Below are 16888 nucleotides of genomic sequence, written 5' to 3'. Positions count from 1 at the left end.
GACTTAATTCAGCGCAAATTTCTCAATGGCATACGCAACGCCGTCTTCAAGATTAGATTTGGTGACGAAGTTGGCGATTTCTTTTACCGAGGGAATTGCGTTATCCATGGCTACGCCCATACCGGCATATTCGATCATCGCGATGTCGTTTTCCTGATCGCCAATCGCCATAACCTCTTCGGCTTTAATGCCCAGCGCATCGGCCAGCGATTTCACACCGGTGCCTTTATTGACGCGTTTATCCAGGATTTCGAGGAAGTACGGCGCACTTTTCAGCACTGTATATTTCTCTTTCACCTCTGCCGGAATGCGTGAGATGGCTTTATCGAGGATTTCTGGTTCATCAATCATCATTACTTTCAGGAACTGAGTCGCCGGGTCCATCTTCTCGGCTTCGCAGAACACCAGCGGAATGGTCGCGATAAACGATTCATGCACCGTGTAGTAGCTGATATCTCGGTTAGCGGTATACAGCGTGTTGCGATCGAGGGCGTGGAAGTGTGAACCGACTTCCCGGGAGAGTTGTTCCAGGTAACGATAATCGTCATAGCTCAACGCCGTTTGGGCAACGGTGCTGCCATCCCCTGCTTTCTGCACCAGCGCCCCGTTGTAGGTAATGCAGTAGTCGCCGGGTTGTTCCATATGAAGTTCTTTCAAGTAGCTGTGGACGCCGGCATACGGACGGCCAGTGGTCAGCACCACGTTTATCCCGCGCGCGCGCGCCGCAGCAATTGCATTTTTGACTGCAGGTGAAATGGTGTGATCGGGCAGCAGAAGTGTGCCATCCATGTCGATAGCAATAAGTTTGATAGCCATGAGTTCCCCGGATTAAATGAGTCCGTCCTCATGCTAACGCGATTCCGCTCAAAAAACAGCTACGAAAAGGGGGATAGGAAGGGGAACCGGGATCCCCCTTTTGACAATCGATGGTAGGCCGGATAAGGCCTAAGCCGCCATCCGGCAAAAACTGACGAACTGCCTGATGGCGTTGCGCTTATCAGGCCTACAGGAGCAAGCCTGAGTTACACATTAGATATCGATATTTGCCGCTTTCAGGGCGTTCTCTTCGATAAACGCACGACGCGGTTCAACGGCGTCGCCCATCAGCGTAGTGAACAACTGGTCGGCAGCAATCGCGTCTTTCACCGTTACACGCAGCATACGACGGCTTTCCGGATCCATGGTGGTTTCCCACAGCTGATCCGGGTTCATTTCGCCCAGGCCTTTATAACGCTGAATAGACAGACCACGGCGGGACTCTTTCACCAGCCAGTCCAGCGCCTGCTCGAAGCTGGTAACCGGCTGACGACGCTCACCACGTTCAATAAACGCATCGTCTTCGATCAGGCCACGCAGTTTCTCACCCAGCGTGCAGAGACGACGGTATTCACCTCCGGTCACAAACTCATGCTCCAGAGGATAGTCGGTATCGACCCCGTGGGTACGCACGCGGATAACCGGTTCAAACAGGTTCAGCTCGGCGTCTTTACGTACAAAGCTATTCCAGGTGCTACCGTGCATTTCGTTTTCATTCAGCACGTTCACCAGCTGGGAAACCCAGGCCGTGACTTTCTCTTCATCAGCCAAATCAGCTTCGGCCAGCGTCGGTTGATAAACCAGTTCTTTCAGCAACGAGCGCGGGAAGCGGCGCTCCATACGACCAATCATTTTCTGCGTGGCATTGTATTCAGATACCAGTTTTTCCAGCGCTTCACCCGCCAGCGCCGGAGCGTGGGCATTGGTGTGCAGCGTGGCGCCATCAAGAGCAATAGAGATCTGGTACTGATCCATCGCTTCATCGTCTTTGATGTACTGTTCCTGCTTGCCTTTCTTCACTTTGTACAGCGGTGGCTGTGCAATGTAGACGTGGCCGCGTTCAACGATTTCCGGCATCTGACGATAGAAGAAGGTCAACAGCAACGTACGAATGTGCGAGCCGTCGACGTCCGCATCGGTCATGATGATGATGCTGTGATAACGCAGTTTATCCGGGTTGTATTCGTCGCGACCGATACCGCAGCCGAGCGCGGTAATCAGCGTTGCCACTTCCTGAGAAGAGAGCATCTTGTCGAAGCGCGCCTTCTCAACGTTAAGGATTTTACCCTTCAGCGGCAGAATCGCCTGGTTCTTACGGTTACGCCCCTGCTTCGCAGAGCCGCCCGCTGAGTCCCCTTCCACCAGGTACAGTTCAGAGTGGGCCGGGTCGCGTTCCTGACAGTCCGCCAGTTTGCCCGGCAGGCCAGCTAAGTCCAGCGCACCCTTACGACGGGTCATTTCACGTGCACGACGTGCTGCTTCACGGGCACGTGCCGCATCAATAATTTTGCCGACGACGATTTTCGCGTCAGACGGGTTTTCCAGCAGGTATTCGCTCAGCAGTTCGTTCATCTGCTGTTCTACTGCGGTTTTCACCTCGGAGGAGACCAGCTTGTCTTTGGTCTGGGAGGAGAACTTCGGATCCGGTACTTTCACGGAAACGACAGCAATCAGGCCTTCACGGGCATCGTCACCGGTGGCGCTGACTTTCGCTTTTTTGCTGTAGCCTTCTTTGTCCATGTAGGCGTTCAGGGTACGGGTCATCGCCGCACGGAAGCCTGCAAGGTGAGTACCGCCATCACGCTGCGGAATGTTGTTGGTGAAGCAGTAGATGTTTTCCTGGAAACCATCGTTCCACTGCAGCGCAACTTCGACGCCAATACCGTCTTTTTCGGTGGAGAAGTAGAAGATATTCGGGTGGATCGGCGTTTTGTTTTTGTTGAGGTATTCAACAAACGCCTTGATGCCACCTTCGTAGTGGAAATGATCTTCTTTGCCGTCGCGCTTGTCGCGCAGGCGGATGGATACGCCGGAGTTCAGGAATGACAGCTCGCGCAGGCGTTTCGCCAGAATCTCATATTCAAACTCAACGACATTGGTAAAGGTTTCATGGCTTGGCCAGAAACGCACCTGGGTACCGGTCGCTTCAGTCTCGCCAGTCACGGCCAGTGGTGCCTGCGGTACGCCGTGCACGTAAGTTTGCTGATGCACTTTACCTTCGCGGCGAATCACCAGCTCCAGTTTCTGCGACAGGGCGTTAACCACGGAAACACCTACGCCGTGCAGACCGCCGGAGACTTTATAGGAGTTATCATCGAATTTACCGCCTGCGTGCAGGACGGTCATGATCACTTCGGCCGCCGAAACGCCCTCTTCCGGGTGGATACCGGTTGGGATACCACGACCATCATCGGTAACGGACACGGAGTTGTCAGCGTGGATTGTCACCACGATATCTTTACAGTGACCCGCGAGCGCTTCGTCGATAGCGTTATCTACCACCTCGAATACCATGTGGTGTAGACCGGTGCCGTCATCCGTGTCGCCGATATACATACCCGGGCGCTTACGCACCGCATCCAGTCCTTTCAGGACTTTGATACTGGAGGAGTCATAAGAATTCGACATCAACGTTTCTCGCTCATTTTATCTTGGGTTAATCCGTTATTTTACCCTTTTCCACGGTGAACATCTTCGAATTTTTGTCCGACATGTCCATAACGTGTTCAGCGCTAATTGCGCTGACAAAGACTTGAGATTGCGTGGCTTTTAAGCGGCTGGCTAGCAGTCCGCGACGCGCATCATCCAGTTCAGAGGCAAAATCATCTATCAGGTACAGGCAGCGCCGTCCGCTTTCGCGAGTCAGGAACTCCCCTTGCGCCAGACGTAAGGCGCACATCAGCAGTTTTAACTGCCCACGCGACAACGTATCTTCCACCGGTGCACCGTCGGCACGTATGCGGAAATCCGCTTTGTGCGGGCCGTGGGCGGTGTAGGTCAACATGCGATCGCGTTCAAAACTGCGTTCCAGCACCTCAGCGTAGTCGGTCTCTTTCTCCCAGCCACGCTGGAAAGAGAAAGAGAGTGAAAACTCGGGAAGAAACTGCTGGCAGGTATCCGCCATATCCTGCGCGATACCGGCGCTGTACTCCGCGCGCCAGGTGCTGATTTGTTCCGCCAGCGGGATCAACTCTCGATCCCACGGGCGCAGTTGCTCATAACGACTCACCTGACGCAGCGCCGCATTGCGCTGCTTTAGCAATCGCTTAAGGTTGCTCCAGGCGGTAAAGAATCCGGCTTCATTGTGAAAGCATCCCCAGTCAAGGAATGCTCTTCTGTATTTGGGGCCGCCATTGAGTAAAGTAAACCCCTCAGGCGTTATCAGCTGCATCGGCATCAGGTGCGCCAGTTCGGCAACCTTATGACCGTCAGTTCCGTCAATGCGCACTTTGCTGTCACCCAGCTTGTCTTTGGTCAGGCCAATCGAGGTTTCACGCTCGGCGCCCTGCAAACGCCCGTGGAGTACAAACGACTCCTGCTCGTGGCGAATGACGCGGCCAATCTGCACACTGCGAAACGCCCGACCGTGACCGAGCGTATAAATAGCTTCCAGCACGCTGGTTTTACCGCTGCCGTTAGCGCCGACCAGGAAGTTAAAGCCGGGAGATAAAGTGAGATCCGCATTTTCAATATTGCGGAAATCTTTGATGAGCAAGCGCGTCAGTGACATATCAGCGTTCTTTGGGCCAGGGCGTTATCGGCGCAGCCAGTTTCAACGCGGACTGCGCGCAGACCCTGGAGCGTACACGAAGTACGTGACAGGGGCGAGCACAGCCCAGGTTGAAAATGGCAAGTAAGATAGCCCGATATTTTCCACTACAGTCTCATTGGCATAACAACGTAGGCTGCGGATTGTGACGCTGCATCTTCAATCTGTACGCTCGATACGGAATCGGTCAGCATAATACGGACGTTTTCGCACTTCAGCGCGTTCAATACGTCCAGCACATAGCTAACATTGAAGCCGATTTCCATTTCAGTCCCAGGATAGGTGACATCGAGGATCTCTTCCGCTTCTTCCTGCTCTGGGTTGTTGGCCGTAATTTTGAGCTGGTTTTCGCTGACGTACAGACGCACACCGCGGAATTTCTCATTGGAGAGTATGGCCGCACGGGCAAACGCCTGCTTAAGGATATCGCAGCCCGCCTCCAGATGTTTGTCTGGATTCTTCGGCAGTACGCGACGGTAATCCGGGAAACGTCCATCTACCAGCTTGGAGGTAAAGATGAAATCGCCAACATGCGCACGGATGTTGTTGCTGCCAATCTGCACGCGCAGCGGGTTGTCGCCGCCGTCGAGCATACGCATCAGTTCAATCACGCCTTTACGCGGCACGATCACCGAATGACTGGGCAGCGATTGACCCACCGGCATAGAGCACACCGCCAGGCGGTGACCGTCGGTCGCCACGGTACGCAGTTCTTCACCTTCGGTTTCAAACAGCATGCCGTTTAAGTAATAGCGCACATCCTGATGAGCCATCGAAAACTGCGTGGCTTCAATCAGACGCTTCATCGTCGCCTGCGGCAGCGTGAATTCAACTTCACTCTGCCAGTCATCCAGATTCGGGAAGTCGGCAGCAGGCAGTGTGGACAGCGAGAAACGGCTGCGGCCAGAACGCACCAGCATGCGGTCACCTTCCAACTGGACAGCAATTTCCGCACCTTCCGGCAAACCACGACAAATGTCGAAGAATTTACGCGCCGGGACGGTGGTCGCACCGGGTTCATGCGGCTGGATCAGCGCAACGCGTGCCACCATCTCCATCTCGAGATCGGTACCGGTCAGAGAAAGCGTTCCATCCGCAACCTGTAGTAACAGGTTTCCGAGGATCGGCAGCGTAGGACGACCACCCAGCGGGCCGCTGACCTGCTGAAGCGGTTTTAATAAATGTTCACGTTCAACGGTAAATTTCATAGCGTCACGAAGATAATGTTCTGATTAAATTGGAGAAATCTTCTTTAATATCATGGCTTTCTTCACGCAACTGTTCAATCTTGCGACAGGCATGAAGCACGGTAGTATGGTCACGCCCGCCAAAGGCGTCGCCAATTTCCGGCAAACTGTGGTTGGTAAGCTCTTTTGCCAGCGCCATCGCCATCTGACGCGGACGCGCTACCGAGCGAGATCGACGCTTAGAAAGCAGATCCGCAATTTTGATTTTGTAATACTCAGCCACCGTCTTTTGAATATTGTCGATGGTGACCAGTTTTTCCTGTAATGCCAGCAGGTCGCGCAGCGCCTCACGCACAAAATCGATAGTAATCGCCCGGCCAGTAAAGTTGGCGTTAGCAATCACGCGGTTCAGTGCGCCTTCCAATTCACGCACGTTAGAGCGTAAACGCTTGGCAATAAAGAACGCCACCTCGCCTGGCAGACGAATATCGTTTTCGTCAGCTTTTTTCATCAGGATCGCAACGCGCGTTTCCAGTTCAGGTGGTTCGATCGCGACGGTCAGTCCCCAGCCAAAGCGGGATTTCAGACGATCTTCAACGCCATTGATCTCCTTCGGATAGCGATCCGACGTCAGGATGATCTGCTGATTACCTTCCAGCAGGGCATTGAAGGTGTGGAAAAACTCTTCCTGGGATCGTTCTTTATTAGCAAAGAATTGAATATCGTCAATCAGCAACGCATCAACCGAACGGTAGTAGCGTTTAAACTCTTCGATCGCATTGTTTTGTAGGGCTTTAACCATGTCCTGTACAAAACGCTCGGAGTGCATATACACCACTTTTGCATTCGGCTTGCGCGCCATAATCCCGTTACCCACAGCATGCAACAGGTGGGTTTTACCCAGACCGGTGCCGCCATAAAGGAATAGAGGATTGTAGGCGCCGCCAGGATTGTCCGCCACCTGACGAGCCGCCGCGCGCGCCAGTTGGTTAGATTTACCTTCAACGAAGTTATCAAACGTGTGTTTGACGTTGACGTTAGAGCGATAGGTTGGTTCTGCCGGGGCCGGGACGTTATCCCAACCCGAACGTGCTGCAGGTGCAGCTCGTTGCGGCTGAATTTGTTGCGCTACATACGCAGGTGCGACAACGTGATTAACCGGCGTCTTCAGCGTTTGCGTGACGGGTTTGGTACCGACTTCAAAGCGTAGCTGTGGGGCATCTGCTCCGCAGAAGTTATTCAGCAATCCATTAATATTATTAAGGTATTTGTCCCTTACCCAATCGAGCACAAAACGGTTTGGCGCATACAAAGCCAGCGTGTTATCGCTCAGTTCCGCCTGCAACGGGCGTATCCACATACTGAATTCTGTGGCTGGTAACTCATCCTGCAATCGGGCAAGACACTGCTGCCAAAGCGAAAGTGACACGGCGGACTCCACTCGAACAAAAGTCGATAAATGACAAAGGCTGAAACATTCATGATTGTTGGCGCACGTCGAAAAGACCCTGCGTGAGGGTGACGTGCGAACCGCTGTCTGCGGTTATATGCCTGATCAGGATCCATTGAAACGATCAGGACCGCGGATCATAGCCTAAACTGAGCGAGAGATCTTCTGTTTCTCACAGATTCTTCCCGATTTATCCACAGGATGATCCAGAATCGGCTAAGTGTAAACGATCCTGGAGAAGTGCTGCAGGTTTTCGCGCGCATATTGAAAAAATTAATGAGTAAAGATGCTTTACTGCGAAAACGATCTAATAAAGATCCCGTGCGATCCTTGCGCTTTATCCACCAGCCCGTATAATTCTTACCCCCAGCGAGTAAAGGTCGCCTCACGGCGTCAACGCTGCCTGTTTTTTACGCGAAACCATGCGGAAAAAAGCGGGAATTAAGGAAAGAGAATTGACTCCGGAGTGTACAATTATTACAATCCGGCCTCTTTAATCACCCACACTGTGGCGTAAGTCGTTCGAAGTTCGTTCGGGTATACGCAAAAGTCAGTGAATTTATTCAAGTTTAGGTAGAAATCGCCATGAAACGCACTTTTCAACCGTCTGTACTGAAGCGCAACCGTTCTCACGGCTTCCGTGCTCGTATGGCTAATAAAAATGGTCGTCAGGTTTTGGCACGTCGTCGTGCTAAAGGCCGTTCTCGTCTGACCGTTTCTAAGTAATAAAAGCTAGCCCCTGAGTGGTTAAGCTCGCATTTCCCAGGGAGTTACGTTTGTTAACTCCCACTCATTTCACATTCGTCTTCCAGCAGCCACAACGGGCTGGCACGCCGCAAATCACCATTCTCGGCCGCCAAAATTCGCTGGGGCATCCCCGCATCGGTCTAACGGTCGCCAAGAAAAATGTTAAACGTGCGCATGAACGCAACAGGATTAAACGCCTGACGCGTGAAAGCTTCCGTTTACGTCAGCACGAACTTCCAGCAATGGATTTCGTAGTGGTGGCTAAAAAAGGGGTTGCCGACCTCGATAACCGTGCTCTCTCGGAAGCGTTGGAAAAATTATGGCGTCGCCATTGTCGCCTGGCTCGCGGGTCCTGATAGCCCTCATTCGGGTCTATCAACGCCTGATCAGTCCGCTGCTTGGGCCGCATTGCCGTTTCACTCCAACCTGTTCGAGCTACGGAATTGAGGCATTGCGCAGGTTTGGAGTGATAAAAGGCAGTTGGTTGACGGTGAAACGCGTATTAAAATGCCACCCTTTACACCCTGGTGGTGACGATCCCGTCCCACCCGGACCATTTGATACCAGAGAACACTAACGATGGATTCGCAACGCAATCTTTTAGTCATCGCTTTGCTGTTCGTGTCTTTCATGATCTGGCAAGCCTGGGAGCAGGATAAAAATCCGCAACCTCAGGCTCAACAGACCACGCAGACAACGACCACCGCAGCGGGTAGCGCCGCCGACCAGGGCGTACCGGCCAGTGGCCAGGGGAAACTGATTACGGTTAAGACTGACGTGCTTGATCTGACCATCAACACCCGTGGTGGTGATGTGGAACAGGCTTCACTGCCAGCTTACCCGAAAGAACTCGGTTCTACCGAACCGTTCCAGTTACTGGATACCACGCCACAGTTCATCTATCAGGCACAGAGTGGCCTGACAGGTCGTGACGGCCCGGATAACCCGGCTAACGGCCCGCGTCCGCTGTACAACGTCGACAAAGACGCTTTTGTACTGGCTGACGGTCAAAATGAACTGCAGATCCCGATGACCTATACAGACGCCGCTGGCAACACGTTTACCAAAACGTTTGTTCTCAAGCGCGGTGAGTATGCGGTAAGCGTTAACTACAGCGTGCAGAACGCCAGCGAGAAGCCGCTGGAAATCTCCACCTTTGGTCAGCTGAAGCAATCCATCAATCTGCCCTCTCATCTCGACACTGGTAGCAGCAACTTTGCGCTGCATACCTTCCGTGGCGCGGCTTACTCCACGCCTGATGAGAAGTATGAGAAATACAAGTTCGACACCATTGCTGAAAACGAAAACCTGAACGTCAACGCTAAAGACGGCTGGGTCGCAATGCTGCAGCAGTATTTCGCCACGGCATGGGTTCCGCGTAACGACGGCACCAATAACTTCTATACCGCAAATCTGGGTAACGGCATTGCCGCTATCGGCTATAAATCTCAGCCGGTACTGGTTCAACCGGGCCAGACAAACGCGATGACCAGCACCCTGTGGGTTGGCCCGGAAATTCAGGATAAAATGGCGGCCGTTGCACCGCACCTGGATCTGACCGTCGACTACGGTTGGTTGTGGTTCATCTCTCAGCCGCTGTTCAAACTGCTGAAGTGGATCCATAGCTTCCTGGGTAACTGGGGCTTCTCTATCATCGTTATCACCTTTATCGTTCGTGGCATCATGTACCCGCTGACTAAAGCGCAGTACACCTCCATGGCGAAGATGCGTATGCTGCAGCCGAAGATTCAGGCAATGCGTGAGCGTCTGGGCGATGACAAACAGCGTCAGAGCCAGGAAATGATGGCCCTGTACAAAGCTGAGAAGGTTAACCCTCTGGGCGGCTGCTTCCCGCTGATCATCCAGATGCCAATCTTCCTGGCGCTGTACTACATGCTGATGGGCTCCATTGAACTGCGCCATGCGCCGTTCGCATTGTGGATCCATGACCTGTCTGCACAGGACCCGTACTACATCCTGCCGATCCTGATGGGCGTAACGATGTTCTTCATTCAGAAGATGTCGCCGACCACCGTGACCGACCCGATGCAGCAGAAGATCATGACCTTTATGCCAGTCATCTTCACCGTGTTCTTCCTGTGGTTCCCGTCAGGTCTGGTGCTGTACTATATCGTCAGCAACCTGGTAACCATTATTCAGCAGCAGCTGATTTACCGTGGTCTGGAGAAGCGTGGCCTGCATAGCCGCGAGAAAAAGAATTCCTGATTCGGTTGTAGGCCGGATAAGGCGAAGCCGCCATCCGGCAAACGGAACATAAATTAAAGGGCGGTCGATTGACCGCCTTTTTTATTATTGGTATTTAAGAGACATATCATGAGCCATAACGACACCATCGTCGCTCAGGCCACCCCACCGGGACGTGGTGGTGTGGGTATTCTGCGCATCTCCGGCCTGAAAGCCCGCGAGGTTGCAGAATCCGTACTGGGCAAACTGCCAAAACCACGTTATGCCGACTACCTGCCGTTTAAAGATGCCGATGGTAGCACGCTGGATCAGGGGATTGCCCTGTGGTTCCCCGGTCCAAACTCCTTTACCGGTGAAGACGTTTTAGAATTGCAGGGCCACGGCGGCCCGGTCATTCTCGACCTGCTGTTAAAACGTATTCTGACTATTCCCGGCCTGCGTATTGCCAGACCCGGTGAGTTCTCGGAGCGCGCGTTCCTGAACGATAAACTCGATTTAGCCCAGGCAGAAGCCATTGCCGACCTGATCGATGCCAGTTCAGAACAAGCCGCACGTTCCGCGCTGAACTCCTTGCAGGGTGCGTTCTCCGCCCGCGTAAATCACCTTGTGGAAGCACTCACTCACCTGCGCATCTACGTGGAAGCGGCGATTGATTTTCCGGATGAGGAAATCGACTTCCTCTCTGACGGTAAAATTGAAGGCCTGCTTAATAACGTCATCGCCGATCTCGATGCCGTACGGGCCGAAGCGCGTCAGGGTAGCCTGCTGCGTGAAGGGATGAAGGTGGTGATCGCCGGACGTCCTAACGCCGGGAAATCAAGCCTGCTGAACGCCTTAGCGGGCCGTGAGGCGGCGATTGTCACCGACATTGCTGGCACCACCCGCGACGTGCTGCGCGAACATATTCATATCGACGGTATGCCGCTGCATATCATCGACACCGCCGGTCTGCGTGACGCCAGTGACGAAGTCGAACGCATTGGTATCGAACGCGCCTGGCAGGAAATCGAACAGGCCGACCGCGTGCTGTTTATGGTGGATGGCACCACCACCGATGCCGTCGACCCGGCCGATATCTGGCCTGATTTTATCGCACGTTTGCCGACGAAGTTACCCATCACCGTAGTACGCAACAAAGCGGATATCACTGGAGAAACGCTGGGCCTTAGCGAAGTAAATGGCCACTCACTGGTTCGCCTCTCCGCGCGTACAGGTGAAGGCGTGGACGTGCTACGCAACCACCTCAAGCAGAGCATGGGTTTCGAAACCAATATGGAAGGGGGTTTCCTGGCGCGCCGTCGTCACCTGCAGGCACTGGCAGAAGCGGCAGAGCATCTCGAGCAGGGCAAAGCTCAGCTGTTGGGCGCCAGGGCCGGAGAATTGCTGGCAGAAGAGCTACGCCTCGCGCAGCAGAATCTCAGTGAGATCACTGGGGAGTTTACCTCCGACGATCTGCTGGGACGGATTTTCTCCAGCTTCTGTATCGGTAAGTAACGTTGTGTTGCCCGGTGGCGCGATGCTTGCCGGGCCTACAGGACCCGTAGGCCCGATAAGGCAAAGTCGCCATCCGGCAACAGTGATTTCCTCACAGGAAATCACTGTTGTCCGAATGGCAACTCGTGCTACTGACGCTCTCCCCGTATTCTTAGCGCCACATTCCTCATGAGGTCGCTATGACACGCTTTTTAATCTGCAGTTTTGCTCTGGTTCTGCTTTATCCTGCCGGTATTGATATGTATCTGGTGGGGTTACCGCGTATTGCCGCCGACCTTAACGCCAGCGAAGCACAGCTGCATATCGCATTTTCGGTGTATCTGGCCGGAATGGCCGCGGCGATGCTGTTCGCCGGTAAGATTGCCGACCAGTCGGGTCGTAAACCGGTCGCGATTGTCGGCGCCCTGATCTTTATTTTTGCTTCCGCCCTGTGTTCATTCGCCGAGAGCGGTACGCCGTTCCTGGTGGGCCGTTTTATTCAGGGAATTGGCGCAGGCTGCTGTTATGTAGTGGCCTTTGCGATTTTGCGCGATACGCTCGACGATCGCCGCCGGGCGAAGGTGCTGTCTCTGTTGAACGGTATCACCTGTATCGTGCCGGTTCTGGCCCCGGTAATGGGGCATCTGATTATGCTCAAATACCCGTGGCAGAGCCTGTTCTACACGATGATTGGTATGGGCGTGGCAGTTTGCCTGCTGTCGGTGTTTATCCTGCGAGAATCGCGCCCAGCGACGCTCTCAAGGTCTGCGGGTGTTGAGCAGCGCACCGAATCGCTGGTAAACCGCTTTTTCCTCAGCCGACTGGCGATTACCACGCTCAGCGTGTCGGTGATCCTTACCTTCGTCAACACCTCGCCGGTGCTACTGATGGAGGTAATGGGTTTTGACCGCGGTGAATACGCCACGACCATGGCGATGACCGCAGGGGTCAGTATGGCGGTCTCTTTCTCCACGCCGTTCGCCCTGAGCCTGTTTAAGCCCCGCACCCTGATGCTGGCCTCACAGGTGCTGTTCCTGAGCGCAGGCGTGGTATTAACCCTTGCCAGCTCGCATGCAGTTACACTGTTTGGCCTGACGTTAATCTGTGCCGGATTCTCGGTCGGTTTCGGCGTTGCCATGAGCCAGGCGCTGGGACCGTTCTCGCTGCGAGCGGGCGTCGCCAGCTCAACGCTAGGCATCGCCCAGGTTTGTGGCTCATCGCTGTGGATTTGGCTGGCGGCTGTCCTCGGACTTGACGCGTTGAATATGCTGATCGGGATTCTGATTGGCTGTAGCATAGTGAGCATCATGCTGATTATCACTGTTGCTCCTAACCGGTCCGCGCCTACTCATGAAGAAATCCCTCAGCAGTCTCGATCTTAATTTACTGCTCTGCCTGCAGCTCCTGATGCAGGAGCGCAGCGTCACCAAAACCGCCAAACGGATGAACGTCACGCCGTCGGCGGTCAGTAAATCTTTGGCAAAGCTGAGATCCTGGTTTGACGATCCGCTGTTTGTAAACACTCCGCTGGGGCTGACGCCGACGCCGTTGATGGTCAGTATGGAACAGAGCCTGGCGGAGTGGATGCAGATGGGCAATCAGTTGCTCGATAAGCCGCTTCACGAAGCACCGCGCGGGTTGAAGTTTGATCTGGTGGCCGAGACGCCGCTGGTGATGATCATGTTCAACGCGCTCTCGCAGCAGATTTATCAACGCTATCCGCAAGCGTCCATCAAAGTGCGCAACTGGGATTACGATTCACTGGACGCCATTATTCGCGGTGAGGTGGATATCGGGTTTACCGGGCGCGAAAGCCACCCGCGCTCACGCGAGTTGCTGAGCCTGCTGCCGTTATCTATCGACCATGAGGTGCTGTTTTCCGATCTCCCCTGCGTCTGGCTGCGCGAAGATCATCCGGCGTTACGAGAAGAGTGGAACCTGGAGACCTTCCTGCGCTATCCGCATATCAGCATCAGCTGGGAACAAAGCGATACCTGGGCGCTGGACGATGTGCTGCAGGAGATGGGACGCAAACGCACTATCGCCCTGAGCCTACCGGGGTTTGAGCAGTCTCTGTTTATGGCCGCCCAACCGGATCACGCGTTGATAGCCACCGCCCCAGTCTACTGTCAGCGTTATAATCAACTCCACCAGCTTCCACTGGTGGCACGCCCGCTGCCCTTTGATACCGCACAGCTGGAAAAAATGCGCGTACCGTTCACCCTGCTCTGGCATAAACGTAACAGCCACAATCCAAAGATCGTCTGGCTGAAAGACACGATCAAGACGCTCTATCGTGATATGTCCTGACACTGCGCGCCCAAATTGTTGCTAAATTAACCATGATAGTGTCAGAAATGTAAATGTCGCGTAATGTATCCCGTTTTCGCCTGATTTTTAGGCAGCAAAGCCTGCCTGGACGCCGTGTAAATGTTACTCTGGTAATAATCACGGACCATTAATCACGGAGCGAAAAATGGCGACACATTTTGCCAGAGGGATTCTTACGGAGGGACACCTGATTTCAGTTCGCCTCCCTTCTCCATGTCATATCGAAGCAAACAGCCTCCCAACTCACCGCCGAACACGCTTTCTGGCCTCCAGAAGCCTCCTCGCTGAACTGATGTTTATGCTTTACGGCACCAGCTCGCTACCCGAAATCGTGCAACATGCCAAAGGCAAACCGGTCTTTCGCGATAAAAATCTGCCCGGATTTTCCATTTCCTACGCCGGAAATATCGTCGGCGTGGCGCTGACGACAGAAGGCAGCTGCGGCCTGGATATGGAACTTCAGCGAGCAATCCGTGGGTTTAACTATCCACATTCGACGGACACCAGGCGCTTTTCCAGCAACGAAAACCTGTGGATCAACAACCAAAGCGATCCGAATGAAGCACGCGCACAGCTCATTACCCTACGCCAGAGCGTACTCAAACTTACCGGTGATATGAGCAATGACGATCCGCGCGAACTCCAGTTGTTACCCGGCGCCGGACGCCTGAAATGCGCCCATACGGCGCAGATCGAAGCCATTTGCGATGCGGAAGATGTGCTGGTGTGGTCGGTCGCGGTGACGCCAGCCATTGAAAAACTCAAGGTTTGGGAGTTTGATGGTAAGCAGGATTGGAAAAGTTTGCCCGATATCCAGACTCGCGCCAATGCGCCAACGGGCCGCCTGATCCGCTTCTCTCAATTATCCGCAGCGAAGAACTACACGCTTAACTGATTTAACCTTCATGATGAAACAGGAGTAACCATGTCCGAAACATTGAATGTTGTTACGTTACTGGGGAGCCTGCGCAAAGGCTCATTTAATGGAATGGTTGCCCGTGCGCTGCCAAAAATTGCCCCGGCAGGGATGGACGTCAACGCATTACCGTCGATTGGCGATATTCCACTGTACGATGCCGATCTCCAGCAGGAAGAAGGTTTTCCGGCAAGCGTAGAAGCGCTGGCTGAGCAGATCAGAAAAGCGGATGGCGTGGTGATTGTCACACCAGAATATAACTATTCGGTACCAGGTGGACTGAAGAACGCCATCGACTGGCTGTCCCGTCTGCCCGATCAGCCTCTGGCAGGCAAACCGGTGCTGATCCAGACCAGCTCAATGGGCGCGATTGGCGGTGCCCGCTGTCAGTACCATCTGCGCCAGATTCTGGTGTTCCTTGACGCCATGGTCATGAATAAACCGGAGTTTATGGGCGGTGTCATTCAGAATAAAGTGGATACACAAACCGGCGAAGTGATTGATCAAAGCACGCTGGATCACCTGACGGGCCAGTTAGCCGCCTTCGGGGATTATATTCAGCGCGTAAAAGCATAAAAGAAAAAGCCCGCCAGCAGTAATGCCGGGCGGGCTGTAGAGAATACCGATATTTTAGTGTGCGTCGATAAACACAATCTTCAGCACAAACAGCAGCGCCACAACGATCACGCATGGGCTGAGGTCGCGGAAGCGTCCGGTACCGATTTTCATTACACAGTAGGAAATAAAGCCCAGCGCGATACCTTCGGTAATCGAGAAGCTAAACGGCATCATCACGGCGGTAATAAACGCCGGGACCGCTTCGGTCAGGTCATCCCACTTCACGCGTGACAGGCTGGAGGTCATCAGCACACCGACATAAATCAGCGCACCTGCTGCCGCATAAGGCGGCACCATTCCCGCCAGCGGCGACAGGAAAATCACCAGCAGGAACAGGATCCCCACCACGACAGCCGTCAGGCCAGTACGCCCGCCAACTGAAACCCCGGAAGACGACTCGATATACGCAGTCACCGAAGAAGTACCGATAAAGGACCCGGCAACCGAGGAGACGCTATCCACAAACAGCGCCTGCTTCATGCGCGGAAACTTGCCTTTTTCATCGGCCAGACCCGCTTTGTCCGTCACACCGATAAGCGTACCGGAGGAGTCGAACAGGTTAACCAGCATGAAGGAGAAGATCACCCCCGCCAGCCCCAGGTTGAACGACCCGGCAAGGTCAACATGGCCCACAACGGTGGTGATGCTCGGTGGCGCAGAAACGATACCGTTATAGTGCACATCGCCCAGCATCCAGCCCAGCAGGGTGGTGACGATAATCGAAACCAGCACCGCCGCATGAATGTTGCGGGACGCCAGAATAGCGATAATGAAGAAGCCCAAGACCCCCAGCAGCACGCTGTGAGAAGTCAGGTTACCAATGGAAACCAGCGTATCCTTGTTCGCCACGATAACGCCGGCATTTTTCAGCCCCATCATGCCGATAAACAGACCGATACCGCTGGTGATCCCCACGCGCAGACTGACCGGAATGTTGGCAATCATCCAGTAACGCACGCGGAAGATAGTCAGCAGCAGCAGACCCACCGCACCCCAGAAGATAGCGCCCATACCTACCTGCCACGGCAGGCCCATTGCCTGTACCACGACGAACGCGAAGAAGGCGTTCAGCCCCATCGCTGGCGCCAGCGCCACCGGCAGGTTAGCGAATACGCCCATCAGGATACTGCCCAACGCCGCAATCAGACAGGTGGTCACGAAGACGGCACTGGTGTCCATTCCGGCTACGCCCAGAATTTGCGGGTTGACGAAAACGATGTAGACCATCGTCAGGAAAGTAGTGAAACCGGCGATCACTTCGGTCCGTGCCGTCGTGCCATGTTCGCGCAGTTTAAACACGCGTTCCAGTATGCCCCGGCCAGAAGCCTGGGTTGTGTGTTGTTGACTCATTATCAATTTCCGAACAAGGAGGGAAA

15 protein-coding genes are annotated in these 16888 nt (G+C 54.1%); 9 read left to right on the top strand and 6 right to left on the bottom strand.

All coding sequences use genetic code 11. From position 1 onward, the window contains the following. Positions 1-3: 3 nt before the first annotated feature. From yidA to dnaA, 5 genes are all read right to left on the bottom strand, one after another. Positions 4-816 carry a sugar-phosphatase gene (yidA, locus tag M2374_RS14695; RefSeq protein WP_115257113.1) on the bottom strand — a complete coding sequence of 271 codons (813 nt, stop codon included), beginning with the start codon at positions 814-816 and terminating at the stop codon, positions 4-6. A 213-nt stretch (positions 817-1029) separates the two neighbouring features. Next, positions 1030-3444 (bottom strand): DNA topoisomerase (ATP-hydrolyzing) subunit B, encoded by a 2415-nt coding sequence (gene gyrB / locus M2374_RS14690; RefSeq protein ID WP_115257112.1) that lies wholly within the window; start codon positions 3442-3444, stop codon positions 1030-1032. Between the two features lie 28 nt (positions 3445-3472). Further along, positions 3473-4546: a DNA replication/repair protein RecF gene (recF, locus tag M2374_RS14685; protein ID WP_117342600.1), complete on the bottom strand. Its 1074-nt coding sequence runs from the start codon at positions 4544-4546 to the stop codon at positions 3473-3475. A 146-nt stretch (positions 4547-4692) separates the two neighbouring features. Continuing rightward, complete coding sequence (gene dnaN, locus M2374_RS14680) at positions 4693-5793, bottom strand: DNA polymerase III subunit beta (protein WP_096758997.1); 1101 nt, start codon at positions 5791-5793, stop codon at positions 4693-4695. 4 nt (positions 5794-5797) lie between these two features. After that, the gene (gene dnaA, locus M2374_RS14675; RefSeq protein WP_181490786.1) at positions 5798-7201 is read right to left on the bottom strand and encodes a chromosomal replication initiator protein DnaA; all 1404 of its coding nucleotides are present in this window, start codon (positions 7199-7201) and stop codon (positions 5798-5800) included. Between the two features lie 606 nt (positions 7202-7807). Between dnaA and rpmH the strand changes: the two genes are divergently transcribed. The 9 genes from rpmH to M2374_RS14630 all read left to right on the top strand — a co-directional run bounded on the left by rpmH (position 7808) and on the right by M2374_RS14630 (position 15470). After that, on the top strand, positions 7808-7948 hold the full coding sequence (rpmH, locus tag M2374_RS14670; protein ID WP_003023858.1) for a 50S ribosomal protein L34: 141 nt from the start codon (positions 7808-7810) through the stop codon (positions 7946-7948). 17 nt (positions 7949-7965) lie between these two features. Beyond that, the gene (gene rnpA / locus M2374_RS14665; RefSeq protein ID WP_096758995.1) at positions 7966-8325 is read left to right on the top strand and encodes a ribonuclease P protein component; all 360 of its coding nucleotides are present in this window, start codon (positions 7966-7968) and stop codon (positions 8323-8325) included. After that, the gene (gene yidD, locus M2374_RS14660; RefSeq protein ID WP_003023846.1) at positions 8289-8546 is read left to right on the top strand and encodes a membrane protein insertion efficiency factor YidD; all 258 of its coding nucleotides are present in this window, start codon (positions 8289-8291) and stop codon (positions 8544-8546) included. The genes rnpA and yidD overlap by 37 nt, the downstream gene beginning before the upstream one ends. A 2-nt stretch (positions 8547-8548) precedes the next feature. Continuing rightward, the gene (gene yidC / locus M2374_RS14655) at positions 8549-10195 is read left to right on the top strand and encodes a membrane protein insertase YidC (RefSeq protein WP_181688615.1); all 1647 of its coding nucleotides are present in this window, start codon (positions 8549-8551) and stop codon (positions 10193-10195) included. Positions 10196-10303: 108 nt separating this feature from the next. After that, positions 10304-11668, top strand: a complete 1365-nt coding sequence (mnmE, locus tag M2374_RS14650; protein WP_096758993.1) for a tRNA uridine-5-carboxymethylaminomethyl(34) synthesis GTPase MnmE — start codon at positions 10304-10306, stop codon at positions 11666-11668. 179 nt (positions 11669-11847) lie between these two features. Continuing rightward, positions 11848-13029 carry an MFS transporter gene (locus M2374_RS14645; protein WP_117342604.1) on the top strand — a complete coding sequence of 394 codons (1182 nt, stop codon included), beginning with the start codon at positions 11848-11850 and terminating at the stop codon, positions 13027-13029. Next, positions 12998-13957: an HTH-type transcriptional regulator YidZ gene (yidZ, locus tag M2374_RS14640; protein WP_181688614.1), complete on the top strand. Its 960-nt coding sequence runs from the start codon at positions 12998-13000 to the stop codon at positions 13955-13957. Before M2374_RS14645 ends, yidZ begins: the two co-directional genes overlap by 32 nt. A gap of 166 nt (positions 13958-14123) precedes the next feature. After that, entirely contained in the window at positions 14124-14873 is a 750-nt protein-coding gene (locus tag M2374_RS14635; RefSeq protein WP_117342606.1) for a 4'-phosphopantetheinyl transferase superfamily protein, read from the top strand. A 30-nt stretch (positions 14874-14903) separates the two neighbouring features. Beyond that, entirely contained in the window at positions 14904-15470 is a 567-nt protein-coding gene (locus M2374_RS14630; RefSeq protein WP_181629860.1) for an NADPH-dependent FMN reductase, read from the top strand. A 54-nt stretch (positions 15471-15524) separates the two neighbouring features. Here the strand turns inward: M2374_RS14630 and adeP are convergent, their stop codons facing one another. Next, positions 15525-16862 carry an adenine permease AdeP gene (gene adeP, locus M2374_RS14625; RefSeq protein WP_138140552.1) on the bottom strand — a complete coding sequence of 446 codons (1338 nt, stop codon included), beginning with the start codon at positions 16860-16862 and terminating at the stop codon, positions 15525-15527. Between the last annotated feature and the right edge of the window lie 26 nt (positions 16863-16888).

This window comes from Citrobacter sp. JUb117 (assembly GCF_024809055.1).
Classification (GTDB): domain Bacteria; phylum Pseudomonadota; class Gammaproteobacteria; order Enterobacterales; family Enterobacteriaceae; genus Citrobacter; species Citrobacter gillenii.
The sequence above is the reverse complement of the archived record's forward strand: the minus strand, read 5'-3'. Positions and strand labels throughout refer to the sequence as shown.